The sequence below is a fragment of the Pedobacter sp. GQ55 genome (assembly GCF_059758925.1).
In genome coordinates, this window is sequence record NZ_JCAXEI010000001.1 from 92,009 (window position 1) to 112,436 (window position 20,428).

Annotated in this window: 20 protein-coding genes; 5 read left to right on the top strand and 15 right to left on the bottom strand. The window is 38.6% G+C overall.

From position 1 onward, the window contains the following. Positions 1-2: 2 nt before the first annotated feature. The 5 genes from AC6CH7_RS00390 to AC6CH7_RS00410 form a co-directional block, all read right to left on the bottom strand. Complete coding sequence (locus tag AC6CH7_RS00390) at positions 3-890, bottom strand: helix-turn-helix domain-containing protein (RefSeq protein WP_498260781.1); 888 nt, start codon at positions 888-890, stop codon at positions 3-5. 66 nt (positions 891-956) lie between these two features. Then, on the bottom strand, positions 957-1,778 hold the full coding sequence (locus tag AC6CH7_RS00395; protein WP_498260782.1) for an SDR family NAD(P)-dependent oxidoreductase: 822 nt from the start codon (positions 1,776-1,778) through the stop codon (positions 957-959). 299 nt (positions 1,779-2,077) lie between these two features. Further along, positions 2,078-4,042: an L-dopachrome tautomerase-related protein gene (locus AC6CH7_RS00400; RefSeq protein WP_498260783.1), complete on the bottom strand. Its 1,965-nt coding sequence runs from the start codon at positions 4,040-4,042 to the stop codon at positions 2,078-2,080. A gap of 10 nt (positions 4,043-4,052) precedes the next feature. Then, positions 4,053-4,349 (bottom strand): putative quinol monooxygenase, encoded by a 297-nt coding sequence (locus AC6CH7_RS00405; RefSeq protein ID WP_498260784.1) that lies wholly within the window; start codon positions 4,347-4,349, stop codon positions 4,053-4,055. 11 nt (positions 4,350-4,360) lie between these two features. Then, positions 4,361-5,302 carry an NADP-dependent oxidoreductase gene (locus tag AC6CH7_RS00410; RefSeq protein WP_498260785.1) on the bottom strand — a complete coding sequence of 314 codons (942 nt, stop codon included), beginning with the start codon at positions 5,300-5,302 and terminating at the stop codon, positions 4,361-4,363. 92 nt (positions 5,303-5,394) lie between these two features. On the opposite strand from AC6CH7_RS00410, the gene AC6CH7_RS00415 reads away from it, so the two are divergent. Beyond that, entirely contained in the window at positions 5,395-6,249 is an 855-nt protein-coding gene (locus tag AC6CH7_RS00415) for an AraC family transcriptional regulator (protein ID WP_498260786.1), read from the top strand. Between the two features lie 461 nt (positions 6,250-6,710). On the opposite strand, the gene AC6CH7_RS00420 is transcribed toward AC6CH7_RS00415, so the two are convergent. The 10 genes from AC6CH7_RS00420 to AC6CH7_RS00465 all read right to left on the bottom strand — a co-directional run bounded on the left by AC6CH7_RS00420 (position 6,711) and on the right by AC6CH7_RS00465 (position 15,664). After that, complete coding sequence (locus AC6CH7_RS00420) at positions 6,711-7,199, bottom strand: hypothetical protein (RefSeq protein WP_498260787.1); 489 nt, start codon at positions 7,197-7,199, stop codon at positions 6,711-6,713. 384 nt (positions 7,200-7,583) lie between these two features. Next, complete coding sequence (locus AC6CH7_RS00425; RefSeq protein WP_498260788.1) at positions 7,584-8,600, bottom strand: hypothetical protein; 1,017 nt, start codon at positions 8,598-8,600, stop codon at positions 7,584-7,586. 63 nt (positions 8,601-8,663) lie between these two features. After that, the gene (gene msrB / locus AC6CH7_RS00430) at positions 8,664-9,179 is read right to left on the bottom strand and encodes a peptide-methionine (R)-S-oxide reductase MsrB (protein WP_498260789.1); all 516 of its coding nucleotides are present in this window, start codon (positions 9,177-9,179) and stop codon (positions 8,664-8,666) included. A gap of 4 nt (positions 9,180-9,183) precedes the next feature. After that, complete coding sequence (msrA, locus tag AC6CH7_RS00435) at positions 9,184-9,804, bottom strand: peptide-methionine (S)-S-oxide reductase MsrA (RefSeq protein WP_498260790.1); 621 nt, start codon at positions 9,802-9,804, stop codon at positions 9,184-9,186. 48 nt (positions 9,805-9,852) lie between these two features. Continuing rightward, on the bottom strand, positions 9,853-10,308 hold the full coding sequence (locus AC6CH7_RS00440; protein ID WP_498260791.1) for a thioredoxin family protein: 456 nt from the start codon (positions 10,306-10,308) through the stop codon (positions 9,853-9,855). Between the two features lie 123 nt (positions 10,309-10,431). Next, complete coding sequence (locus tag AC6CH7_RS00445) at positions 10,432-12,345, bottom strand: protein-disulfide reductase DsbD family protein (protein ID WP_498260792.1); 1,914 nt, start codon at positions 12,343-12,345, stop codon at positions 10,432-10,434. Between the two features lie 135 nt (positions 12,346-12,480). Further along, entirely contained in the window at positions 12,481-13,308 is an 828-nt protein-coding gene (locus AC6CH7_RS00450; RefSeq protein WP_498260793.1) for an alpha/beta fold hydrolase, read from the bottom strand. Positions 13,309-13,423: 115 nt separating this feature from the next. Then, a complete protein-coding gene (locus AC6CH7_RS00455; RefSeq protein WP_498260794.1) occupies positions 13,424-13,828 on the bottom strand; it encodes a hypothetical protein in 405 nt (134 codons plus the stop codon). A gap of 411 nt (positions 13,829-14,239) precedes the next feature. Then, on the bottom strand, positions 14,240-15,115 hold the full coding sequence (locus AC6CH7_RS00460; RefSeq protein WP_498260795.1) for a helix-turn-helix domain-containing protein: 876 nt from the start codon (positions 15,113-15,115) through the stop codon (positions 14,240-14,242). A 132-nt stretch (positions 15,116-15,247) separates the two neighbouring features. Beyond that, positions 15,248-15,664 (bottom strand): OsmC family peroxiredoxin, encoded by a 417-nt coding sequence (locus AC6CH7_RS00465; RefSeq protein ID WP_498260796.1) that lies wholly within the window; start codon positions 15,662-15,664, stop codon positions 15,248-15,250. Positions 15,665-16,631: 967 nt separating this feature from the next. Here AC6CH7_RS00465 and AC6CH7_RS00470 point away from each other — a divergent pair. The 4 genes from AC6CH7_RS00470 to AC6CH7_RS00485 all read left to right on the top strand — a co-directional run bounded on the left by AC6CH7_RS00470 (position 16,632) and on the right by AC6CH7_RS00485 (position 20,427). Further along, positions 16,632-17,498, top strand: a complete 867-nt coding sequence (locus tag AC6CH7_RS00470) for an alpha/beta fold hydrolase (protein WP_498260797.1) — start codon at positions 16,632-16,634, stop codon at positions 17,496-17,498. Positions 17,499-17,626: 128 nt separating this feature from the next. Further along, complete coding sequence (locus tag AC6CH7_RS00475; protein WP_498260798.1) at positions 17,627-17,767, top strand: hypothetical protein; 141 nt, start codon at positions 17,627-17,629, stop codon at positions 17,765-17,767. 127 nt (positions 17,768-17,894) lie between these two features. Beyond that, the gene (locus tag AC6CH7_RS00480) at positions 17,895-18,584 is read left to right on the top strand and encodes a hydrolase (protein WP_498260799.1); all 690 of its coding nucleotides are present in this window, start codon (positions 17,895-17,897) and stop codon (positions 18,582-18,584) included. A gap of 58 nt (positions 18,585-18,642) precedes the next feature. Next, positions 18,643-20,427, top strand: a complete 1,785-nt coding sequence (locus AC6CH7_RS00485) for an amidohydrolase (protein WP_498260800.1) — start codon at positions 18,643-18,645, stop codon at positions 20,425-20,427. Position 20,428 lies beyond the last annotated feature (1 nt).

The following is a 20,428-nucleotide window of genomic DNA, read 5'->3' on the forward strand; positions in this document are numbered from 1 at the left end:
ATTTAGTTCCACTGTGCCTTTATATACTGGCTTGGGCTGATACCAGTTTCTTTTTTAAACAAGCGTGAAAAATAGGGCGGATGCTCGAATCCCAACAGATAAGCAATTTCACTAACTGTATAATTACCTTGGTTGAGCAAATTTTTAGCTTCTGAAATTAGAAATATTTGGATCATGTCCATTGCTGTTTTGCCTGTTTCCTGTTTAAGGAGGTCGCTTAAGTAGCGTGGAGACAAATTTAGTTCACTGGCCAATAATGCGACCGTTGGTAAACCTTTTTCCTGTAGAAACCCTTTTTCAAAATAGGAGACCAAAGCGTTGTTAAATTTGGTAGATATCGTTCCTGAATGAATGAATCTGTTGATAAACTGGCGTTTGTAAAATCTCTGCGAGTATTTAAGAATCGATTCAATATGTCCAATAATAATTTCCCTGGTAAATTCGTCCTGGTTATTATAGTGTTCGCTCTCTATTTTTTTGAAAAGATCCCATATTGTCTGTTGCTCTTTTGTTGAAATGTGCAATGCTTCATTGAGCTCATAATCGAAATAGCTATACTTCGTTATAATAGAATGAAGAGGATGTGCATTGAGATAATCTTTATGAAACCAGATTTCAAAACCTTCGCCATCTAAGGCAACATCTTTTAATTTAATGGTTTGATTTGGCTTGAGAAAATACATTGATCCGCTCTGATGATCGTAACGTGTTTTACCGTATCGAATGTCACCTGAGTTGAACTTTTTAAAAGCAATAATGTAAAAGTCTGTCGTTACTTCATATGTAGAAACGCTGCGAAGCGGATTACAGGTAAAAAGAGTAAGAAGCGGATTTTCTGGCTCGGGATAATTGTTGCAGCGATGTACATCGTTTAAACTCTTGAAATGCATTTAAAAGAATATTTTAAACCCATGCCTGAACATGGGTTAATTGTTCGTAAAATTACATTTTTTATATTAACCGTGTGCTTTAACTGAAACATCGTTCCAGTTTTCCCAGTTAGTCAATCTATCCGAATAAAAATACTTTGCAAGAGGAAATGCTTTCTTTCCGAGAAACAAACGTAACGGAGGTGTAGGCGAGTCTACTACTTTTAAAATCGCTTCGGCTGTCGCTTTTGGTTCACCGTATGCATCATCGGCAGTAAATTCCGGATGGGCGTATAGTTCTGCTTTCATACTGTCATAGGCAGAAATAGAAGCACTCTGAACAGATGAAGTGTTAAAATCTGTGGCATATCCATTAGGTTCTACAAGAGTAATATGTATGCCCATACCTTTCACTTCCTGAGATAAAGCTTCACTAAGCCCTTCCACGGCAAATTTAGAGGCACTGTAAAGACCTACGGTTGGAAATGAATAAATGGCCATAGCACTTGACACTTGTAAAATATGCCCGTGGCCTTGCTCTCTTAAAATAGGTAGTACTGCTTGAGTAATCCATAAAGTGCCAAAGAAATTTGCTTCAAAAATATCTCTTGATGCTTGTTCATCTAATTCTTCTACTGCGCCAAAAACTCCTATGCCGGCATTATTGATTACTACATCAATTTTCCCAAAATGAAGCCTTGCTTTTGAGATGGCTTCAAAACAAGCTTTTCTGTCAGTTACATCCAATTCCAATGGCAATACTGCCTCTCCATATTTTTCTGCAAAATCCTGCAATGCAGCTATATTCCTTGAAGTAACAATAACCTTGTCACCACGGTCTAAAAAGGCTTCTGCCCATATTTTTCCAAATCCACGGGATGCACCCGTAATAAAAATTGTTTTTGACATACTGTATAATTTTAGTACTGCAAATCTAGACAGGGCAACCTCGATAACTCTTATACAAAACGCTGGAATAAGGATACATTTTTACTACAATTAATTTGCGAAAACTCTTCTCTTCATATTGATTTAGCACATTTTCAGATCAGCTTCCCATGGATTAAGAGTTCAGCATATTTTTGAATAGCCCCTTTGCCAAAAATTTGAATTAAAATACTTTGCTAGACATTTTTATATTTTCAATGAATTCAATTATAAACAATAAACCCCACACCGAAATTGGTATGGGGTTCTCTGTCACAATGCTAGTTTCTAATTCTCTGAATTGTAAAGTCAGATTGATTTGTGTCACCACTCAATAGTTTTCCTAACTTGGCTGATACAACATAAACCTTTCCATCAGTTGCCAGGGCAGCTGTGGTAGGAAACTGGTCCTTACCTATATTCATCTCACTATCCAAACTTGCGGTTTTCCAATTATCGGTACTGGAAACAGTGTAGACCTTTCCATCGCCAGCTACCGCATCGCCAGCTATTATTAACTTGTAATCTTTCGTCCACTCGAGTCCGTCAGGAGCCTTAAAAGAAATGCCGGTTACTTCTTTTACTTGCGAAGGATTCGATAAAGATATTTTAAACAATTTCGCATCATCAGTCTTGGCGGCAAGCAAATAGCCATCAGGATGAAAAACTATTCCATTTAATCCAAAGGAATTTGGCGCAGGTTTAAATAATTCATTTGTGACAAAAACAGAAGCGTTGTATTGATGATCCACTTTATATATAATGGGAGAAAAAGAATCTGTAATATAAATATTTCCGTCTTCATCTACCGTAACATCATTTGGTAATGCTCCACCATTAGGTGTTAAAAATTTTAAATCAATTGTTTTAATAAGTTTTCCTGTCGCCAAATTATAAACTTCAACCAATGCTTCTGAACCAGCACTGGCACCTTTAGGTGCACTTTTTTTTGATAAACCCAGATCGCCACCAACTACAATTAGTCTATTTCTAACTTCATCTGTGAAAATACCTAAAACTGCAGCCATTTTACTTTCTTTAATAAAAGGAGTCAGAATACCTTTTAATGACATCGTATATACTTCAGCTTTGTATAATGAGCCCACAATAAAGCGATTGTTATTTAAATCATAATCAATTCCTTCTGGGTATAAACTTGTATTGTCTAAAGTGTATTTGTTTTCAATAGCAGTTTTGTTTTCAGCATATTTAAAACGATAAAGAAAATATGGAGCTTTTCCCAAATCTGCATCTCCTGTAAACGCCGGCGTTGTATTCAATTGGTTCGTGGATATATACATCCAATCGTTATGAATAGCAACATTGTCCGGCCATAGTAATCGCTCATCTTGAATGATATTTGATAAATTCCCGTTTACCTCTAATTTGCTGATCGCATGTTCGGATACATTGGTAAAATAATGATTACCTTCACTATCTGTCAAAGCGCCATCGCTCATAGGTTTTCGGCCGGCCACCTGAATTGCGTTTGCAATTGCGGTATCATCGGCATTGGACTTGAATAGTTGTGTACTGAGTTTGTACCAAGTGGTCCCGCTCATTGCACCAAAGTAAAGTGTTTTTTTATCACTTGATATTGTGATCGGATCAATTCCAACTCTTGCAGGCTTTCCTGAAAAGTAAGTCAGTTTTCCATCTATGATCATGTCTCTGTTTTCGGCTTCCAGAGAAGTGTGGTTACTGAATCTTCTAGCTTCGTTAGTTTTTATATTTACGGCAATAATAGCTGGATTTACTATATCTGCGAGGTAGATCCAACCGTTAATTTCATCTACAGCCAAGTCTTGGATAAAACTTCCCTTAGGCGCAACTGACTGGTTCAATTCAATTTTATTTAAAAGCTTATTTTTTTCAATGTCAAAGCAGAATATTCTTGTTTTGCCTAGGTTAGAACCCATATCTACAATCCAAAGGTGATCATTTTTATCAATGGAAATCCCCAATGGTGCATCCAGCGATTTTTCGCTGACCGGATTTCCATTTTTCTGAAAACCTGCATCGGGATAAGGCTTAAATGTAGTTTTCCCAATAACTTCAATCAATTGCAATTCACTGCTTCCAAGAGGATGAATGGTTGCAAAGATTCTACCATTTTTAGAAACTGCAATATTCGCTGGCCTTACTGGTAATTCTGCAACGACCTCAAGTTTGTCAGCACCCGATTGGGCATTTAAAAAATGCGAGTGCATTAAAAATAAGGCCGTTAGTAAAAAGATATTTTTCATGTCTAATTTATCAATTATCAATTGACTTTTTTGTTTTAAATATTTGTAAGGGGTTAAGCATGAGTGCTTCTGATTTTTTTAGAAATGCCAAAAAATGATTTGATTCCGCATGGCTTTTTATACCATCTTCATTTTCCCATTCTTCCAACATTATAAAAACGTTTGGAGACTCAACGTCCTGATATAATTCGTATTGAAAGCAGGCCGGTTCTTTTTGCGTATCTTTAACCAGTGATTTCAATTCTCCATGCAAATGATTGACCTTGTCATTTTTTGCAGTTAGTATAGCCATTATATGTATCGACATATTTTAAGAGATTAAATATTGACTACAATTTTTCCAACAGTTCTACCTGTTTCAAGTTGCTTGTGAGCGCTTCCTAGATCTTCAAAATCAAATGTTTCCGAAACATATGACTTGAGCGTTCCTTGTTGAAGTAAATTGGCTATTTTAGCCATATCTGAACCTGAGGATTCTACCAGCAAAGAAGACGCTTCTATACCTCTTGATTTTAGTAAATCGATATCCTCTTGGGCTAAATTGTGATTGGTAATTGTAACGATCTTACCACCGGAATTCAATGGAGTCGCCATTTCTAAGATAGTTTTATTACCAACCGTATCAAATACCACATCAAAATCAGTTAAGGCATCTAACTGAGTAGGATCCATGTAATCGACATGGTGGTGTGCACCATTCCCTAATACGAATGCTTTGTTTTTTTCAGAGGAAATACCTGTTACTTCTGCCCCCAAGTAATTGGCAATTTGTGTTGCATAATGACCAACACCACCTGATGCACCATTAATTAATACTTTTTGACCATTCTTTACTCCAGCACGCTCAAAAAGGGATTGCCATGCCGTTAATGGTGCCAACGTTGCAGCAGCAGCTTCTTCATGAGAGATATTGGCAGGTTTCAATGTAAGGTGGCCGGCATTGGCAGCAACATATTCTGCATATCCATTACCCGCACCTGGAAAGTTGTGCATGCCAAATACTTCGTCTCCTACTTTGAATAGTGCTGATTTTGACTCAGCAACTGTCCCAGAAATGTCCCAGCCAAGGATAGCTGGGCGGACATCACCGAAAAGCCATCCAAGCATATTCTCAGTTGCCCTAACTTTATAATCTACTGGATTGACACTTATCGAAGATACTTTTACAAGTACTTCATTTTCTTTTACTTTTGGCTTTTCAATAGTGGTCAATTTGAGATTTTCAATGCCACCTGCTTTTTGTACAATAATTGCTTTCATTTTTTTATTTTATTTGTTGAGGCAAAATTATACAGTAAATAAGTGTTTTATATGTATAAATTAGACAATAATCTGTATATTTGTGAGCTTATATGAAAACGGAAAACTTATACCCACCTTACCATATTGAGTTTGCAGAGCTTGAAGAAAGTCCTGTGTTGGCTCACAAGCACAATTTTTTTGAGCTAGTTTACATTGTGGGTGGTAGTGGAAAGCAGATTATCAACGGGAATGAATTTAATTATATTCCGGGTCAAATGTTTTTGATCACACCTCAGGACAGCCACTCTTTTAATGTACAGGCTACGACACAGTTTCTTTTTTTGCAGTTTAATGATGTTTACATTAAAACACAGTCCCGCGCCGATAACCATGATAAGGATAGAATAAAAAGGCTGGAGTTCATCTTGCATAATGCTAGTCACCAGCCTGGCTGTATCCTGTGTAATCCGGGGGACAAAACACTTGTAAAAGCACTAGTTCAATCCATTGGTACAGAATCAATAAATCGTAATATTTATCACCAGGAAATGATCGATCAGCTTGTCAATACGATGATTACTATCGTAGCGAGAAACATTGCATTGAAGCTTCCGGAAAAGGTGGATGATAACACAGATCAGCATGCCGTAAAGTTTATCAATTATATCCAGGAAAATATCTATTCACCAGAATTGCTCCGTGCCAGTGTTATGAGTGCTAAACTGGGTATAGGACAAGGGTATCTCGGAAAGTTCTTCAAAAAACATGTAGGTGAAGGCATCCAGCAGTACATCACCAACTATAAGCTGACGTTGGTCGAAACCCGTTTATTGCATAGCAACATGCGCATCAATGAAATCGTACTAGAATTAGGATTTACGGATGAGAGCCATCTTAACAGATTGTTCAAGAAATATAGGGGTGTAAGTCCAACAGAATACAGAAAGACAGGAATTGCAAACTAAAATAGGACACTTTTTTACACCGCTAATTTTCCTTTTTCCAATAGTATCTCCTCCATCTGTTTAGCGGTATTGTATCCCAGAGTAGAGTATGCTCTTCTGGTATTATAAAATCCTTCGATGTATCAAAGAACCTCTACTTTAGCAGGCTGCTGATCCATGAATATTTCTACCTTTAGCGTTTTAAAAAGCTTCCAGCTACTGCATCATCCTAGCTCATGCTTATGCTTTGAAATTTCTGGTCCTTTGCAAGTACCGACCTAAATTCATGACATATGTATCGGATTCCTCTATCTGAATGAAAATATCCGCCCTTTCAAGGGCGGATTAAAATGTTTCATTGTGAAATTTATCCATTCAGCTGTTTTGTGATTTTATTGTTTTGATCATTAAATTTTAAGACTAAAATCAAATCATTTATCTTGAAGATCTTTGACCTTATTATTATTGAATAAATACAAGACTTATTTTGCCTTAATAATTCTATTTTGCCCGCGGAATTGCAAAACAGAACCGATAATAAACAAAATGAAGAGTAAAAGAAGTATTTTGCCAATCAATGGATCTGTTGGTCCCTGTGCTATCGGATCTCCCACCGGAACACGAGTAAGGGTTTCATTAACGGTGGGAATCAACGACAGAAAAAGACTAAAGGAAAGAAAGAAATTCTCAATAAAACGAGAACGGTTGTTACCTTGTTTTTTTATGTGAAGAAAATACGCTACCGAAATCAAAATCACAATGAGTATTGCAAGAATATGTCCTGGGTTAATACCTTTGATACTGGACAATCCTAAAGCGGTTAGCGAAGTAATCAAAGTACAATAAAAATAAATCTTGCCCGTCACTTTGCCCAAATCTATTTTTGCACTTTTTATTAAAGAAATAATGGCTGCAACAATAGCTACAACACCGATGATGGTATGAAAAATACCTAAATGTGATAATCCCATAGTTTTGAAATTTGAATGTTTAAATGATAGGTACAAAATTGCAATACAAGAGATGAAATAACTTTGCAGATTGGTTCAATTATTTGGCAATTTGGTTCAAAACAAAGCCCTCCAAATTTTTTAGATTTAGAGGGCTTTACTGACACACTATCGAAGATTACGAATTTGCTGATTTTATCAACTTTTTCCTTGCTTATCACTTGTGCTCAATAATTCCAACTTAGTAAATGCATGTGCACACTATCTAAAATTAGGTACAATGGTCGCTCTGTCATATTAGCAGCCTTTATTATAACCTTGACTGTTTTTTAAGGTTCACTAGCCGGAGCTTGGTGCTATCCCTGCAATGGAAGAAATATTGATGATGTTTACCATTTCACCTAATTAAAATGCCAATAACGACAAACCTACATTCACATATGGAGTTCCTTTATTGCTACTTTTAAAGGAAGCGTTATTATAGCGTTCACCATCTTTGAAAATTCTGGCAGATAAAAAACTATCAAATCCACCGTCTACGGTCAGCATAATATTCTTTGCAAAAAGGTATTCAAACCCCGCACCATTCTTCAATTCAATGGTGTTATAGCTTACCTTACCATCTAAGAAAGTATTATGATGGTTATAAAAAGTTGTGTAGGAACGCTGATTGGAGCCAACTTTGAACCATGCATTTTTCGCAATTTCTTTTTTTACGTTAATCCCATTCGGAAGATCTACTATTAATTCAATTCCTGATGAGCTGAATTTATGATAATAGTTAACTATCGGTTCAACAGGGATCGCTGCAGAGGGATCTACTAAAACCACTAATCCAACGGAGAATGTTGTGTTTTGAGTTTTCTTCAATGGTAAATTGAAACTTCCATTCAAATTAAAACGGCGAAAGCTACTGAATCCATCTGAAATACCTCTTGCCACCACAGCGTAAATAATGGGATGATTAAACAGAGTTGCTGACCGTGAATAATTTAAAGCTAAATCGAATGTGCTTTTATCTGTGCTTAGCGGCGCTATTTCCTGGTTAGGAAGTTTATTTGTAATGTCTTTTAGTTCGGTAGATGTATAGGTATAGTAAATGCTGGCCGATAAGGAATTGCCTTTCCAATTAACAACAGGTGAGTTGAAAAATGTACTGATACGATCGGTTCTTATTTTTCCACTGGCAAAATCAATATCATCTGATTTTGCATCAAAATCACTATAGCCAAAGTGGTTTACTGAAACACCGAATTGCCTTAAATCGGGATAGCGAATAGCAAGCTCTTTCTTGCTTGCACTGAGTGTGTCGGCTTCGGGGTGTAAAGAAGACATACTGACCATGTTCTGTGCATGAATGCCACAAGACCATAGTGTAAAGCCAAGTATGAGCGCCTGAAATTTAATCTTTTTTATCATCATGTTAACGGGTTCTTGAAAATCTTACGCGATGAACTATTTCTAATAGATCTACTATTTGTTGGATTACTTCTTATCTGGTTCAAAGTCTAGGCTAATGGAATTCATGCAGAACCTTTTGTAGGTGGGTGCTGGTCCATCATCAAAAATATGTCCCAGATGCGCATCGCATCTACCGCAAATCACTTCTGTTCTATCCATTCCGTGGGTTTGGTCTACAACATATTCGACGCTGTTTTTTCTGATTGGCTCATAAAAGCTTGGCCATCCGCAGCTGCTGGCAAACTTGGCATCCGATCTAAAAAGTATATTTCCGCAAGCAGCGCAATAGTAAGTGCCCTTGGTTTTGCTTTTCCAGTATTTTCCGGTAAACGGTCGCTCTGTATCTTTTTGTCGGGCTACAGCAAAAAGGTCTTCGGATAACACTTTTTCCCATTCAGCTTCAGACACGTTTAGCTTAGTTGTATCTGTTGTGGAATAATAAGGATTGTTCTTATGTTCTTTTTCTGATTGCTGGTTCTGGGCAAAGCTGCCGACAGAAATTATCGCCAACAGGCAGCTAAAAATAATTTTCTTCATCATTACTTTATTTTTTGAGTTTGTCTTTAAATATCTTTTTGAATTTTTCCAGTTGTGGCTGTATTACATACCGACAGTAACCTTGGTTTGGGTTCTTTTTATAGTACTCCTGATGATAGTTTTCCGCCTCATAAAATTCCATAAGAGGTGCTACTTCAGTTACAATAGGTTTGCTGTAAATTTTCTGTTTCGTAAGTTCTGCGATATAGTATTCGGCTTTCAGGCGCTGCGTTTCATTATGGTAAAATATAGCAGAACGATACTGTGTACCTACATCATTACCCTGACGGTTCAATTGCGTCGGATCATGAGATAGGAAAAAAGCCTGCAGCAATGCATCATAAGAAATGATTTCAGGGTCATAAACGATATTAGCTGCTTCTGCATGACCAGTTTTCCCGGTACAAACCTGTTCATAACTCGGATTGGCTACATGGCCACCGGTATATCCTGAAGTAACTTTCAAAACACCATTAAGCTGTGAGAATTTGGCTTCAATGCACCAAAAGCAACCGGATGCAAATGTTACGGTATCCGTTTTGTTGGTTGTTTTTTCATAGTGGGTAGCTGAGAACCCACAAAACGAGTAAAACAATAAGGTGTATAATAAAAATATTCGCTCTTTCATTTCTTTTACTTTGAAGTTATTTGCTGTATTTAGGGTGTCGCATCGACATTATCTTTCCATTGCTTCTTTAGCAAATTCAAGCAAACCTGCTCCATCTACATAGCCAGTATGATCTGCGATTACCTTGCCCTTTTCGTCAAGAATAAGGAGTGTTGGCAAGCCTTCTACCTGCCATTTTTTTGCAAGCTCAATTCCCTCTCCCTTTTCCACATCAATGCTCATGTTGATGAATTTCTTGTTGAAATAAGCCGATGTTTTTGGGTCCTTAAATGTCGTTTTTTGAAGTTGCTTACAAGGTGCGCACCAAGTTGCATAAGCATCGACAAATATTTTCTTATGGCTGGATTCAGCTATGGCCAGCACCTTTTTAAACTCCTGGTTATTAAAGATAATTCCCCTACTTTCCGAAGGCTTATGCTGTGCGTTTACGCTCCACGATGAAAGTATGCAAACCAGAAAGAAACCTAGGCATACGACCTGGGTATTTAATTTTATCTGTTTCATAAAACAACAATTTGTTATTGTGACAATTGATAGGGTAAAATTGCGACATAGAAAAGAGATGCGCTTTGCAGATCAGTCCAATTATTTGGTGATTTAGTTCAAAACTCATTTTTGTCAGAATGTCTATTTAAATTTCTCTATTCCCTGCTGTAGAAATACAGCATATTTTTCCGCGCTGGGTTCGTATGCTACAGGTTCGTTGAGCATATTGCCATCTAAATCTACTGTTACATAGTATGGCTGTGAGTTGGTCTTGAATTTCGTCGTCTGAAAATCACTCCATTTATTCCCGAATGTCTTTATTTTCTTTCCGGTTGTTGTGGAAACGTATTGCTCATCTTCTGGCAAAGGAGTGGTGTCGTCTACATAAAGTGAAATCAATACATAGTTGTTATTTAACTTATTCCAAACATTTGTATCGCTCCATACATTGTCTTCCATCTTCCTGCAGTTAACACAGCTCCAGCCCGTGAAATCAAATAAAATGGGTTTGTTTGCTTTTTTCGCATAGGCTAAACCTTCTTCATAGTTATGAAAACAATTGAGGTTTTGTGGACAGGACTGCGCATGCTTTTCTGTCGAGGTAATGTCAGTGTTTGAGTTGCTGGTTGTTGCATTCTGATTCCATTCTTTATAAAATGATGGAGGTAAAAATCCACTGGCCAGTTTTACAGGTGCCCCCCACAATCCTGGAATCAGGTAAACTACAAAACTGAAGATTACTATAGAGGAGATAAACCCGCTTATAGACGTTTTTGATTTTTTTTCATACTCGTCAAAATTTAATTTACCAAGCGTATAAAAACCAAATAAGGTAAATATTACAATCCATACAGCTATAAAAACCTCCCTTGTTAAGAACCCCAATTGGTACACCAAATCAAATGTGGATAGAAACTTCATAGCTAAAGCCAGTTCCAGAAATCCCAATATTACTTTTACTTTGCCCAGCCAACTGCCTGATTTGGGCAGTTTTTTAAGCATACTTGGAAATACAGCAAATAGCATAAACGGAATAGACAGGGCAAGGGCAAAACCAAGCATCCCGGCAGCCGGACCAACGATACTTCCATTGATTGCAGCCTCTACCAGCAAGCTTCCAATGATTGGGCCAGTACACGAAAACGATACCAGTGCTAAAGTAAACGCCATAAAGAATATCCCGATTGAACCACCTTTATCTGCCATTTTATCTGATTTATTCAACCAGCTATTAGGTAGGGTTATTTCAAAAGCACCTAAGAATGAAATAGCAAATACAACGAATATCAGAAAGAAGATTAGGTTTACAATTCCGTTGCTTGCCAACGCATTGAGCGCATCGGGACCTAATGTCAAGGTAATGGTAAGTCCCAGCGTAACATAGATAACAACAATTGAGGCTGCATACAAAATAGCTTTTTTAATACCGCCATTTTTTGTAAAATAACTTACTGTAAGAGGTATCATTGAAAACACACAAGGCGTTAGCAAAGCTAAAAAACCACCGAGTAGTCCACCTAAGAAAACCCAGCCTACTTTGGTTTCTTTTACAGAATGAACCGTTTGATCTGCCGGTGCAAGTGAATGTTGAGGTTTGTATAGTAACGCTACTTCTTCCGTTTCAGGAGGCAGACACATGGTACTGCTGCAAGACATGTATGTTATGGCAGCTTTAATAGAGAGACTGTCAGTTGTTTTGGGAATAATTTTCTGGGTGAATCTAACCTCGTGCTCAAAATAATATAGTGTTTGGCCGTTGTATGCGCCTTCTATTCTGCTGAGTGGTTTTGGCTCGGTTACTTTACCTGCCAGAGTATATTGTTTCGATTTCTCAAAATCAAAAACTGTTGGCAGTGGCCCGTCCTGAATGGCATTAAACTGACTGTTGATGTGCCATCCTTCTTTAATAGCTGCTGTAAGGTTTATCAATAAAGTATCTCCTTTTCCCTGCTGGATACTTGCTTTCCACCTTACGGGATTTTCTTGCAGCTGAGCATAATTTTTGGTAAAGACAAAGCACACAAGTAATATTGAAAAAACAATTATTCTTTTCATTACTGACATATTCTGATTATTTAATTGTTACTATTTAGAGGAATCAGCAGGACGGAAAATGCGTCATTTTCCATAATAGGACTGCTAACCTGCTGATTCCTCAATAAATACATTGAATCTCCAAAGCGCAAATCATCATTGTTGGGCTATTTGAATAAGGAGCTGAACTAATTCTGCTGGCTTGGAAAGAAAAGGACTATGTCCTGATTCAATTTTATAGGTTTTTGTAATGTGAGCATCATTGGCCATCTGCTGTTGAAAAGCATAGCTGATAGCTTTGTCTTGGGTAGTATAGATGTAGTACTTATTTGCTATTGTATTATAAACATCACTGCTGTAATTCAGCGGAGTTCCAGCAGCAGCAACCGGTTCCGGTCGAAGTTTTTCTACCAGTAAGCCGATGTCCTCATTAGAACCATATTGACAGAAAACATCCCGTATATTTACTTCAGGATTGGCAATCGTGACGGTACTCCCATCTGTAGAAAATTCCAGTACCGAAGGAATCAAGGTTTCCGCATCCATCGCCGAGTATTCGAATACGCTGCTGCCACTTTTTGGAATAAAGCCGGCTATATATACTAATTTCTCTATTTTTTGAGGCAGTTTTGTTGCTGCTTGAGTAACTATTGCCCCTCCCAAACTGTGCCCTACTAATATAACAGGTGTATTTAAGCTGTCTATAACAGCTCTAACCTGTTGCACATATCCATCAAAAGTAATTTCAGAAACAGGTGTTTTGTCATTGCCATGACCTAATAATTCTACCTTAATAACTTTGTTTCCCTGAGACTCTAAGTCTGCTTTAACTTTATCCCACACAAAAGAAGCCTGCCAGGCGCCGTGCACCAAAACATAGGTTGAATGCTTTCCTTCATTAATTGAAATATTATCATCCTTTGAGCAAGAATTCAGGCTCAGCACCAATACCAATAAAAGCCCTATATTTTTTATGAATTTCATGTTATTTGATTCTTTAGTTTTTTAAATTATCATCACCCAATTAGCGTGAATTTCTAATGGTTTTATAAAATCAGCCTCATTTAAGGCAGCCTTTCCAACACGAGTAGATACAGTATTATCTGTCTTTTTTGAGCATTGCCATTGCCCTGCCAATATCTTCGGAAGACAGAGACATGAGTAATTGATTGATCGGTTTTTTCGTTTTAGCATCAAACAGGCACACTATTCCTGTTGCCTGATAAGGTTCCATTAATTTGGTAAGCCCAAGCTGATTAATTTCTGCCGCTGATTTTTTAGCAGTTTCGGCATTAGAGAGGTCGTTAACTACAAACTGATAGGCTCCATCCTTGTTGTTTTCTTTAAAGGCTGCCATTGCTCTTTCTTCGTTTGCCTTGCATACACTGCACCAATTGGCCTTGTTAACTACTGCTATAATTTTTGCTGAACTTTGCGCAAAAGCACTTACTGAAAACAAAACGGCAAATAAGGTTGATGCCATCACTAATTTTAAATTTTTCATTTCCTGATAATTTACGTTATGTCACTATTGACAATACAAAGTTGCGCTACAAAAAGGAAAAGGATTTTACAGATTAGCTCAATTATTTGACAATTTAGGCCAAAATGCAATCGTATAATTCGAAATTTAAAATCTGTAGTTCCTCAACAATAAACCATTCAGACTTTGAGTGTATATTGATTCTAAAAGATAACGATTTAGCCTACGTTTAATACCATCACAAAGAGATAATGGTGCACCTTAATTACTACATATAAAGAAGGGAAAGTGAGGTAGAATGAAGTGCAATCTGTTAGCCAGAACCGAAACAAACAAGATTATCTGTTTCATGAAAATAATGAATTCTAAACAGATTCCAGTACTCAGAAAAGAGACCCTCCACGAGGGTGGAATCAGGTCAGCTGCGTATCTTTATTTCTTATTGTTCTGTATTCTATAGTTTGTTGGCGTACTGTCGTATTTATCATGAAAGCTTTTTGTAAAATTAGCTAAGTCATTAAATCCGCAGTCAAAGGCAATACCTGTAATCCTTTCATCTGAAGCCAGAAGCAGTTCTGCCGCCCTTTCCAATCTTTTGCTCTTGATGTAATTGGCAGGAGAATCATTGTACAATTTCTTAAACTCCCTTTTAAAAGATGAAACACTCAAATTGGTTTTTACTGCCAGTTCTTCAATATTAATCGCCATAAACAGATTTGCTTCTATAATCTGTTTGAAAGTATAAGTTGTTGGAGAGAAAAGCTGCGATAGGATAGTCCGTATAGTTTCAGCTTCTTGCGTTTGTGATAATAATAGAATGATTTCTTTTAATTTTAAAATCAAGATCTCGTCATTTACCAAATAAGGATTCTCAAAATAAAAGAGTAACCCCTCAATATATTTTTGAATCAAAAAATCATTACTGATTGCTCTCCTGGCTTGGTTTGATATTTGATCATTTGACTGAAAGATTGACGGAATTTCTTTGTCGTAAACCTTTTTTAAGATATCGGGATGGAATGTTACAATTACAATTTCACCAGGGTCATCCGAATTACCATCATGTATTTGTTTTCCGGAATTTATACAGTTTAACAATAAAGAATGGTTTGTGGAAATCTTTAAATGGTCATCTTCAGATGCATACTGCATCTCGCCTTTTAACATATATAAAAAGCAAGCCTGTTCCGCAACAGGAAAAGAAAATTCAAAAGGAGGTTTTAAATCTACCTTTTGAATAAATGTTTTCCCAAACAGATCAATTTTCTTATAGTCTGAAATCATTTGTCTTATATATTGTGTAGTCATCAGTGTATTTTTATCCTGATAACAATGTGGATACACTAGGATGATGAGAATGAAGACTCATTCAACTAAGCTAAAGTACAAATGTTGAATGAGATATTATAGATTACCGAAAACTATATCTTAAAATCAAAATTATGAAATAAGATGAGCTTCTGAACTTATGGGTATATTTAGAACTTTGGAAATTAAACAATTTTGCTCTGCCTCTTTTGTGATAACTGCAAAATCTTCTGCAGTGATACCTTCTACATCTCCGACTATTGAAAATTGGATTCCTGTAATTCCCCCTGCATCCATTGATACAGCAGCCTCTGTGTCTAATGAAATTGGGTTCAAACCCTTTTCTGTCAATGCATAGCTAACTGCCATGGTAAAACAACCTGCATGTGCGGCTGCCAGCAGCTCTTCCGGATTAGTTCCCTTTTCGTCGCCAACAAAGCGTGTTCTGAAACTATAATTTGTTTGATCTAAAATTTCACTTTGTGTTGTTAATGTTCCTTTGCCGTCTTTTACGGTTCCTTCCCAATGTGCTTTTGCGGTACGTTTCATTTTTTATATTTTAAAATTGTTTGTCATTATTGACATTGCAAAGGTGCATCACAAAAAAGCGAAAGGTTTTGTAAATCGGGTCAATTATTGGGAGATTTAGTTCAGCTAGTCAAAACGTTCTTATTCCTCGTAAAGTACATTTTTGAATTGTGAACCTCAGACATTCTAATATTCTCTTATGTCTATTTAGACAGAGATTAAAATATTGTGCTGTAATCAGTATCTACCCGTTTTTTATATGTCGATTTACCCAGCGTCAATTAAAAGATTTCCTAAATGCCAATGGCGAAAGACTGGTTTTGTGGGACTGAAAGGTTTGATGATTAAGGTGATTTGTGGAAGATAAGGTTTTGCCTGTTTGTCTTTAGGTGAATTGGATCATACGGGTATGATTGAATCACCGGCCTGCATTATTCACGCTGGAAAATTTAGGTTCATGGCGTTGTCATGCTTATTGAGAAATGGATCCCAGAAAAACCATTATTAGACTCCCGAAATGCTTGACCGCTTACGGTTGTAAAATCCGCGGTTAAGCCGCAAGTTCGGAGCCATCTCCCTTAAAAAGAAGAGGCGGTATTGGTTCTGCTGGCCGAAGAATTCTCTGATCAAAGCCGTAGGTATTAAGCAAACGGGCCGCCGTCTTCTGTCCGAAAAGTTTGTCATAACTCTAGCCCCACAGGTGCCCGCCGGAATTTTGTTTAAGTTAAATATGATTTTGGTATTCATTTTTAATAATGCTCTCCCGTCTGGCTGAGTGGTATTTTATTTATCCCTTAAGTGTTTGTATGGAAATGCTAAATTATTATTGGTATTTGGCTGATAATCATGTGTTTGTGCATATATGATTTTAATGATAAGATGTATAATTAGCATGATATACGAGATTAGTCCAGGGCCATTACTTTTGAAATGTCGCCGGCATTGATCCTTAGATAGGCGTAACCATTAATCAGTAATTAAAAAAATCATGAAAAATCAAACCACTTATCATTTTATCGACATCAAGGGTGTCAACATTTTCTATCGGGAAGCAGGGCCGAAAGATGCTCCCACACTTGTGTTGCTGCATGGCTATCCTACATCTTCACACATGTTCCGTAACCTGATTGATCAGTTATCGGACAAGTACCATCTGATCGCCCCTGACTATCCTGGTTATGGCCGGAGCGAACAGCCACCTATCGCTGAATTTGAGTACACATTTGACAATTATGCATTGATCATTGAAGAGTTGCTTAGCAAATTAAATGTCGTCAAATACAGCTTGTACCTGATGGACTACGGTGCGCCGGTAGGCTGGAGAATTGCTTCAAAGCATCCGGAAAGGATTGACACGCTTATCGTTCAGAATGGTTGTGCGTATGAAGAAGGACTGGAAGCCTTCTGGGATCCCTTCAAAGTTTACTGGGCAGACCACTCCAACAAAGAGGCTGAACATACCCTGAGCACTTTCCACAATCCGGATGGTTTGAAATGGCAATATACGCACGGAGTCCCTGATACTTCGGTAATCAGTCCGGACAACTGGGAAATTGACCTTCGACATCTTGAAAGACATGAAAATGGGCAGATCCAACTCGACATGTTCTATGATTACGGCACTAACCCGCCCAAATACCCGGAGTGGCAGCAATATTTCAGGGACTATAACCCAGAGATGTTGATTGTTTATGGCAAGAACGATTACATTTTTCCAGTAAGCGGGGCTGAGGCTTATAAGAAAGATGTCAAAAACCTGGAATACCACTTGTTTGATGCCGGTCACTTTGCCCTGGAGAGCCACGGTGATCAGATTGCTGAGAAGATTAAAGATTTTCTGGATCGAAAAGTTTAACTATAATCCATCCCTTTTATAACTCCCTGTGGATCTCTGGTCTCCTGCATAATGGGGAGACTTCATAGATCTTATCTGGCGGTGCCCGGACAGGTTTCATTACCTTAAAGGATAAAATATGCTACAAGATGTCATTTTTCAGCACAATATGCGAAATAATACGCCTGTTGATCTTTAGCTGGGGCAATCCTGCTGCAAAGTTAATTGCCGAAAGGATTTTAATGACATCTGGCGGCTTGTTAGGTACAGCTGGGATCGCTTTTGGTTAGGAGGCATCTTCCAGCCGGCGATAGTATTTCTTCAATTTTCGGCTAGCAATTAACCCAAGGGCGGGGCATCACACTACCCAACACAATACCAATTTATAATCCATTATTCATCAGTAAATATATAACAATGAAAAAGCTAATTTTATCATCAATTATTGCCATTGCATCTTTAAACAGTTTTGCACAAAAGCCAAGCCCGGCCTTGTTAAATCCAACCAACCACACCCTGGTACTCATCGATTATCAGAGTCAAATGGCCTTCGCTGTTGGTAACCTCCCTGTTGAAGTTTTGCGCAACAATGCGGCACTTTCGGCAGGTGCTTCTAAAATTTTTAATGTCCCGACAGTCGTTACGACCGTGGCGGCGAAATCTTTCAGCGGACCGGTATTTCCTGAGATCAGCGAGTTTTATCCGGCTTCCTCCACAACAATAATCGACAGAACAACAATGAATTGCTGGGAAGATCTGAATGCCCAGAAAGCCGTAGTAGCTAAGGGTAAAAAGACTTTGGTGATGGGGGGACTGTGGACCAGCGTTTGTATCGTTGGACCGGCTCTGTCTGCGATCAACGAAGGCTATACCGTCTATGTGATTACTGATGCAAGTGGGGATGTCTCCAAAGAGGCACACGACCAGGCGGTCACCAGGATGGTGCAGGCCGGTGCGCACCCAATCACCTCCTTGCAATATTTACTGGAACTTCAGCGTGATTGGGCCAGATCGGAAACCTATAAAGCTACTACCGATCTCATCAAGAAATATGGTGGTGCGTATGGTATCGGAATTCAGTACGCTCAGGACGTAATCAAACACTAACTCATTGACACAATAAGGCCAAGGTGATTGTGCCTTATTGTGTCAAAAACAAACTGACATGAAATTATCTCTTTTTTCAATCATCGTAGTGTTTGCTTTTACCAGCAGGCTTTCTGCCCAACAAAAAGCAGATATGATCATCACTAATGGCAAGTTTTTAACCCTTGATGATCAGCGCCCCTCAGCTGAAGCAATCGCAGTAGCGGGTAATAAAATAATCGCTCTGGGAAGCAATCAGGAGATCCTTCGGTTAAAACAATCCGGATCTAAAATGATCAATGCTAAGGGCAAAACAGTGATTCCTGGTATCTATGATTCGCATCTTCATGTGATTCGCGGGGGAAGGTTTTACAATACTGAGTTACGATGGGATGGTGTAAAAAGCCTCAAAAGAGCGCTGGCTATGCTAAAAGAACAAGCTGCGCGAACGCCTGCCGGTCAATGGGTGAGGGTAGTTGGTGGCTGGAACGAATACCAGTTTAAGGAAAAACGGCTGCCTACTTTACAAGAGATCAATGAGGCAACGGGTGATACCCCTGCTTTTATTCTTTATCTTTATGGTCAGGCTTATTTAAACAAGGCAGGCCTGGAAAAACTTTCCATTACAGGCGATACGCCAAATCCTGTAGGCGGACTAATCCAGAAAGATCCGGCAGGCCAGCCCACCGGGCTGTTGATTGCCGAGCCCAATGCGTTTATTTTGTACTCTACTTTGTCAAAATTGCCGGAGTTAACTGATCAGGAAAAAATCAATTCTACCAGGCAGTTCGTTTCAGAACTCAATTCCCTTGGGGTCACCAGTGTAATGGATGCAGGAGGAGGCTTTCAAAATTTCCCAGATGATTACAGTGTCACGGATTTGTTAGCTAAAAAGGGTGAACTGACCATCAGATTGCCTTATTATCTTTTCGCACAGAAGCCCGGTACAGAATTGCAGGATTACCTCAAGTGGATCAATATGGTGGAAATCGCCGAGCATGGCGGTGACGGACATTCGAATGAAGCCACCGAATATTACGTCCAGGGTGGAGGGGAAAACCTGGTTTCTTCGGCCGGCGATTTTGAAAACTTTACCAAGCCGAGGCCGGAACTTCCATTAATTATGGAGGCCCAGTTGAAGGCGGTGATATCCGAGCTTGTCAAACATCGTTGGCCTTTCAGGTTACACGCTACTTATGACGAAAGCATTAGCCGGTTCCTGAATGTCATCGAGCAGGTCAACAAGGAAATTCCGCTGGATGGGCTTGTTTGGTTCTTTGATCATGCCGAGACGGTTAGCAATGAAAATCTTGACAGGATCAAAGTGCTCGGTGGCGGAATTGCAGTTCAGGACCGTATGGCCTTTCAGGCAGAAAACTTTATCGCCAGATATGGCAAAAAGGCAGCGCTTAATTCTCCTCCGGTACGCATGATGCTAGAAAAGGGCATTAGGGTTGGCGGAGGAACCGACGGCACAAGGGTTTCCAGCTATAATCCCTGGATTGGTATCTATCAGTTTGTAACCGGAAGGTCTGTTGGCGGAGTTGAATTTTCTGCAAAAGAAAATTGTCTTGACAGGATCGCCGCACTTAAATTATATACCCAGGGTAGTGCTTCTCTGATACGTCAGGAAAAAGACAGAGGCATGCTAAAAATTGGTTATCTGGCCGACCTGGTGATTCTTTCGGCGGATTACTTAAATATTGACGGAGCAGACATTAAAAATATACGCTCAGAGCTGACCATTTTAAACGGCAAAGCCGTGTACGGTTCTGGTGAATTTACCAAATATGCTCCGATGATGCCCAAGGCGCTACCCAGTTGGAGCCCGGTAAATTTTTACGGTGGGTACCAACATCATTAAG

Coding starts and splice junctions, on each gene's coding strand:
- AC6CH7_RS00405 (WP_498260784.1), bottom strand. CDS start 4,349: ATGTCGATACATATAATGGCTATACTAACTGCAAAAAATGACAAGGTC.
- AC6CH7_RS00480 (WP_498260799.1), top strand. CDS start 17,895: ATGAAAAAGCTAATTTTATCATCAATTATTGCCATTGCATCTTTAAAC.
- AC6CH7_RS00475 (WP_498260798.1), top strand. CDS start 17,627: ATGTCATTTTTCAGCACAATATGCGAAATAATACGCCTGTTGATCTTT.
- AC6CH7_RS00465 (WP_498260796.1), bottom strand. CDS start 15,664: ATGAAACGTACCGCAAAAGCACATTGGGAAGGAACCGTAAAAGACGGC.
- AC6CH7_RS00445 (WP_498260792.1), bottom strand. CDS start 12,345: ATGAAAAGAATAATTGTTTTTTCAATATTACTTGTGTGCTTTGTCTTT.
- AC6CH7_RS00460 (WP_498260795.1), bottom strand. CDS start 15,115: ATGACTACACAATATATAAGACAAATGATTTCAGACTATAAGAAAATT.
- AC6CH7_RS00455 (WP_498260794.1), bottom strand. CDS start 13,828: ATGAAAAATTTAAAATTAGTGATGGCATCAACCTTATTTGCCGTTTTG.
- AC6CH7_RS00420 (WP_498260787.1), bottom strand. CDS start 7,199: ATGGGATTATCACATTTAGGTATTTTTCATACCATCATCGGTGTTGTA.
- AC6CH7_RS00425 (WP_498260788.1), bottom strand. CDS start 8,600: ATGATGATAAAAAAGATTAAATTTCAGGCGCTCATACTTGGCTTTACA.
- msrA (WP_498260790.1), bottom strand. CDS start 9,804: ATGAAAGAGCGAATATTTTTATTATACACCTTATTGTTTTACTCGTTT.
- AC6CH7_RS00450 (WP_498260793.1), bottom strand. CDS start 13,308: ATGAAATTCATAAAAAATATAGGGCTTTTATTGGTATTGGTGCTGAGC.
- AC6CH7_RS00470 (WP_498260797.1), top strand. CDS start 16,632: ATGAAAAATCAAACCACTTATCATTTTATCGACATCAAGGGTGTCAAC.
- AC6CH7_RS00395 (WP_498260782.1), bottom strand. CDS start 1,778: ATGTCAAAAACAATTTTTATTACGGGTGCATCCCGTGGATTTGGAAAA.
- AC6CH7_RS00410 (WP_498260785.1), bottom strand. CDS start 5,302: ATGAAAGCAATTATTGTACAAAAAGCAGGTGGCATTGAAAATCTCAAA.
- AC6CH7_RS00485 (WP_498260800.1), top strand. CDS start 18,643: ATGAAATTATCTCTTTTTTCAATCATCGTAGTGTTTGCTTTTACCAGC.
- AC6CH7_RS00400 (WP_498260783.1), bottom strand. CDS start 4,042: ATGAAAAATATCTTTTTACTAACGGCCTTATTTTTAATGCACTCGCAT.
- msrB (WP_498260789.1), bottom strand. CDS start 9,179: ATGATGAAGAAAATTATTTTTAGCTGCCTGTTGGCGATAATTTCTGTC.
- AC6CH7_RS00440 (WP_498260791.1), bottom strand. CDS start 10,308: ATGAAACAGATAAAATTAAATACCCAGGTCGTATGCCTAGGTTTCTTT.
- AC6CH7_RS00390 (WP_498260781.1), bottom strand. CDS start 890: ATGCATTTCAAGAGTTTAAACGATGTACATCGCTGCAACAATTATCCC.
- AC6CH7_RS00415 (WP_498260786.1), top strand. CDS start 5,395: ATGAAAACGGAAAACTTATACCCACCTTACCATATTGAGTTTGCAGAG.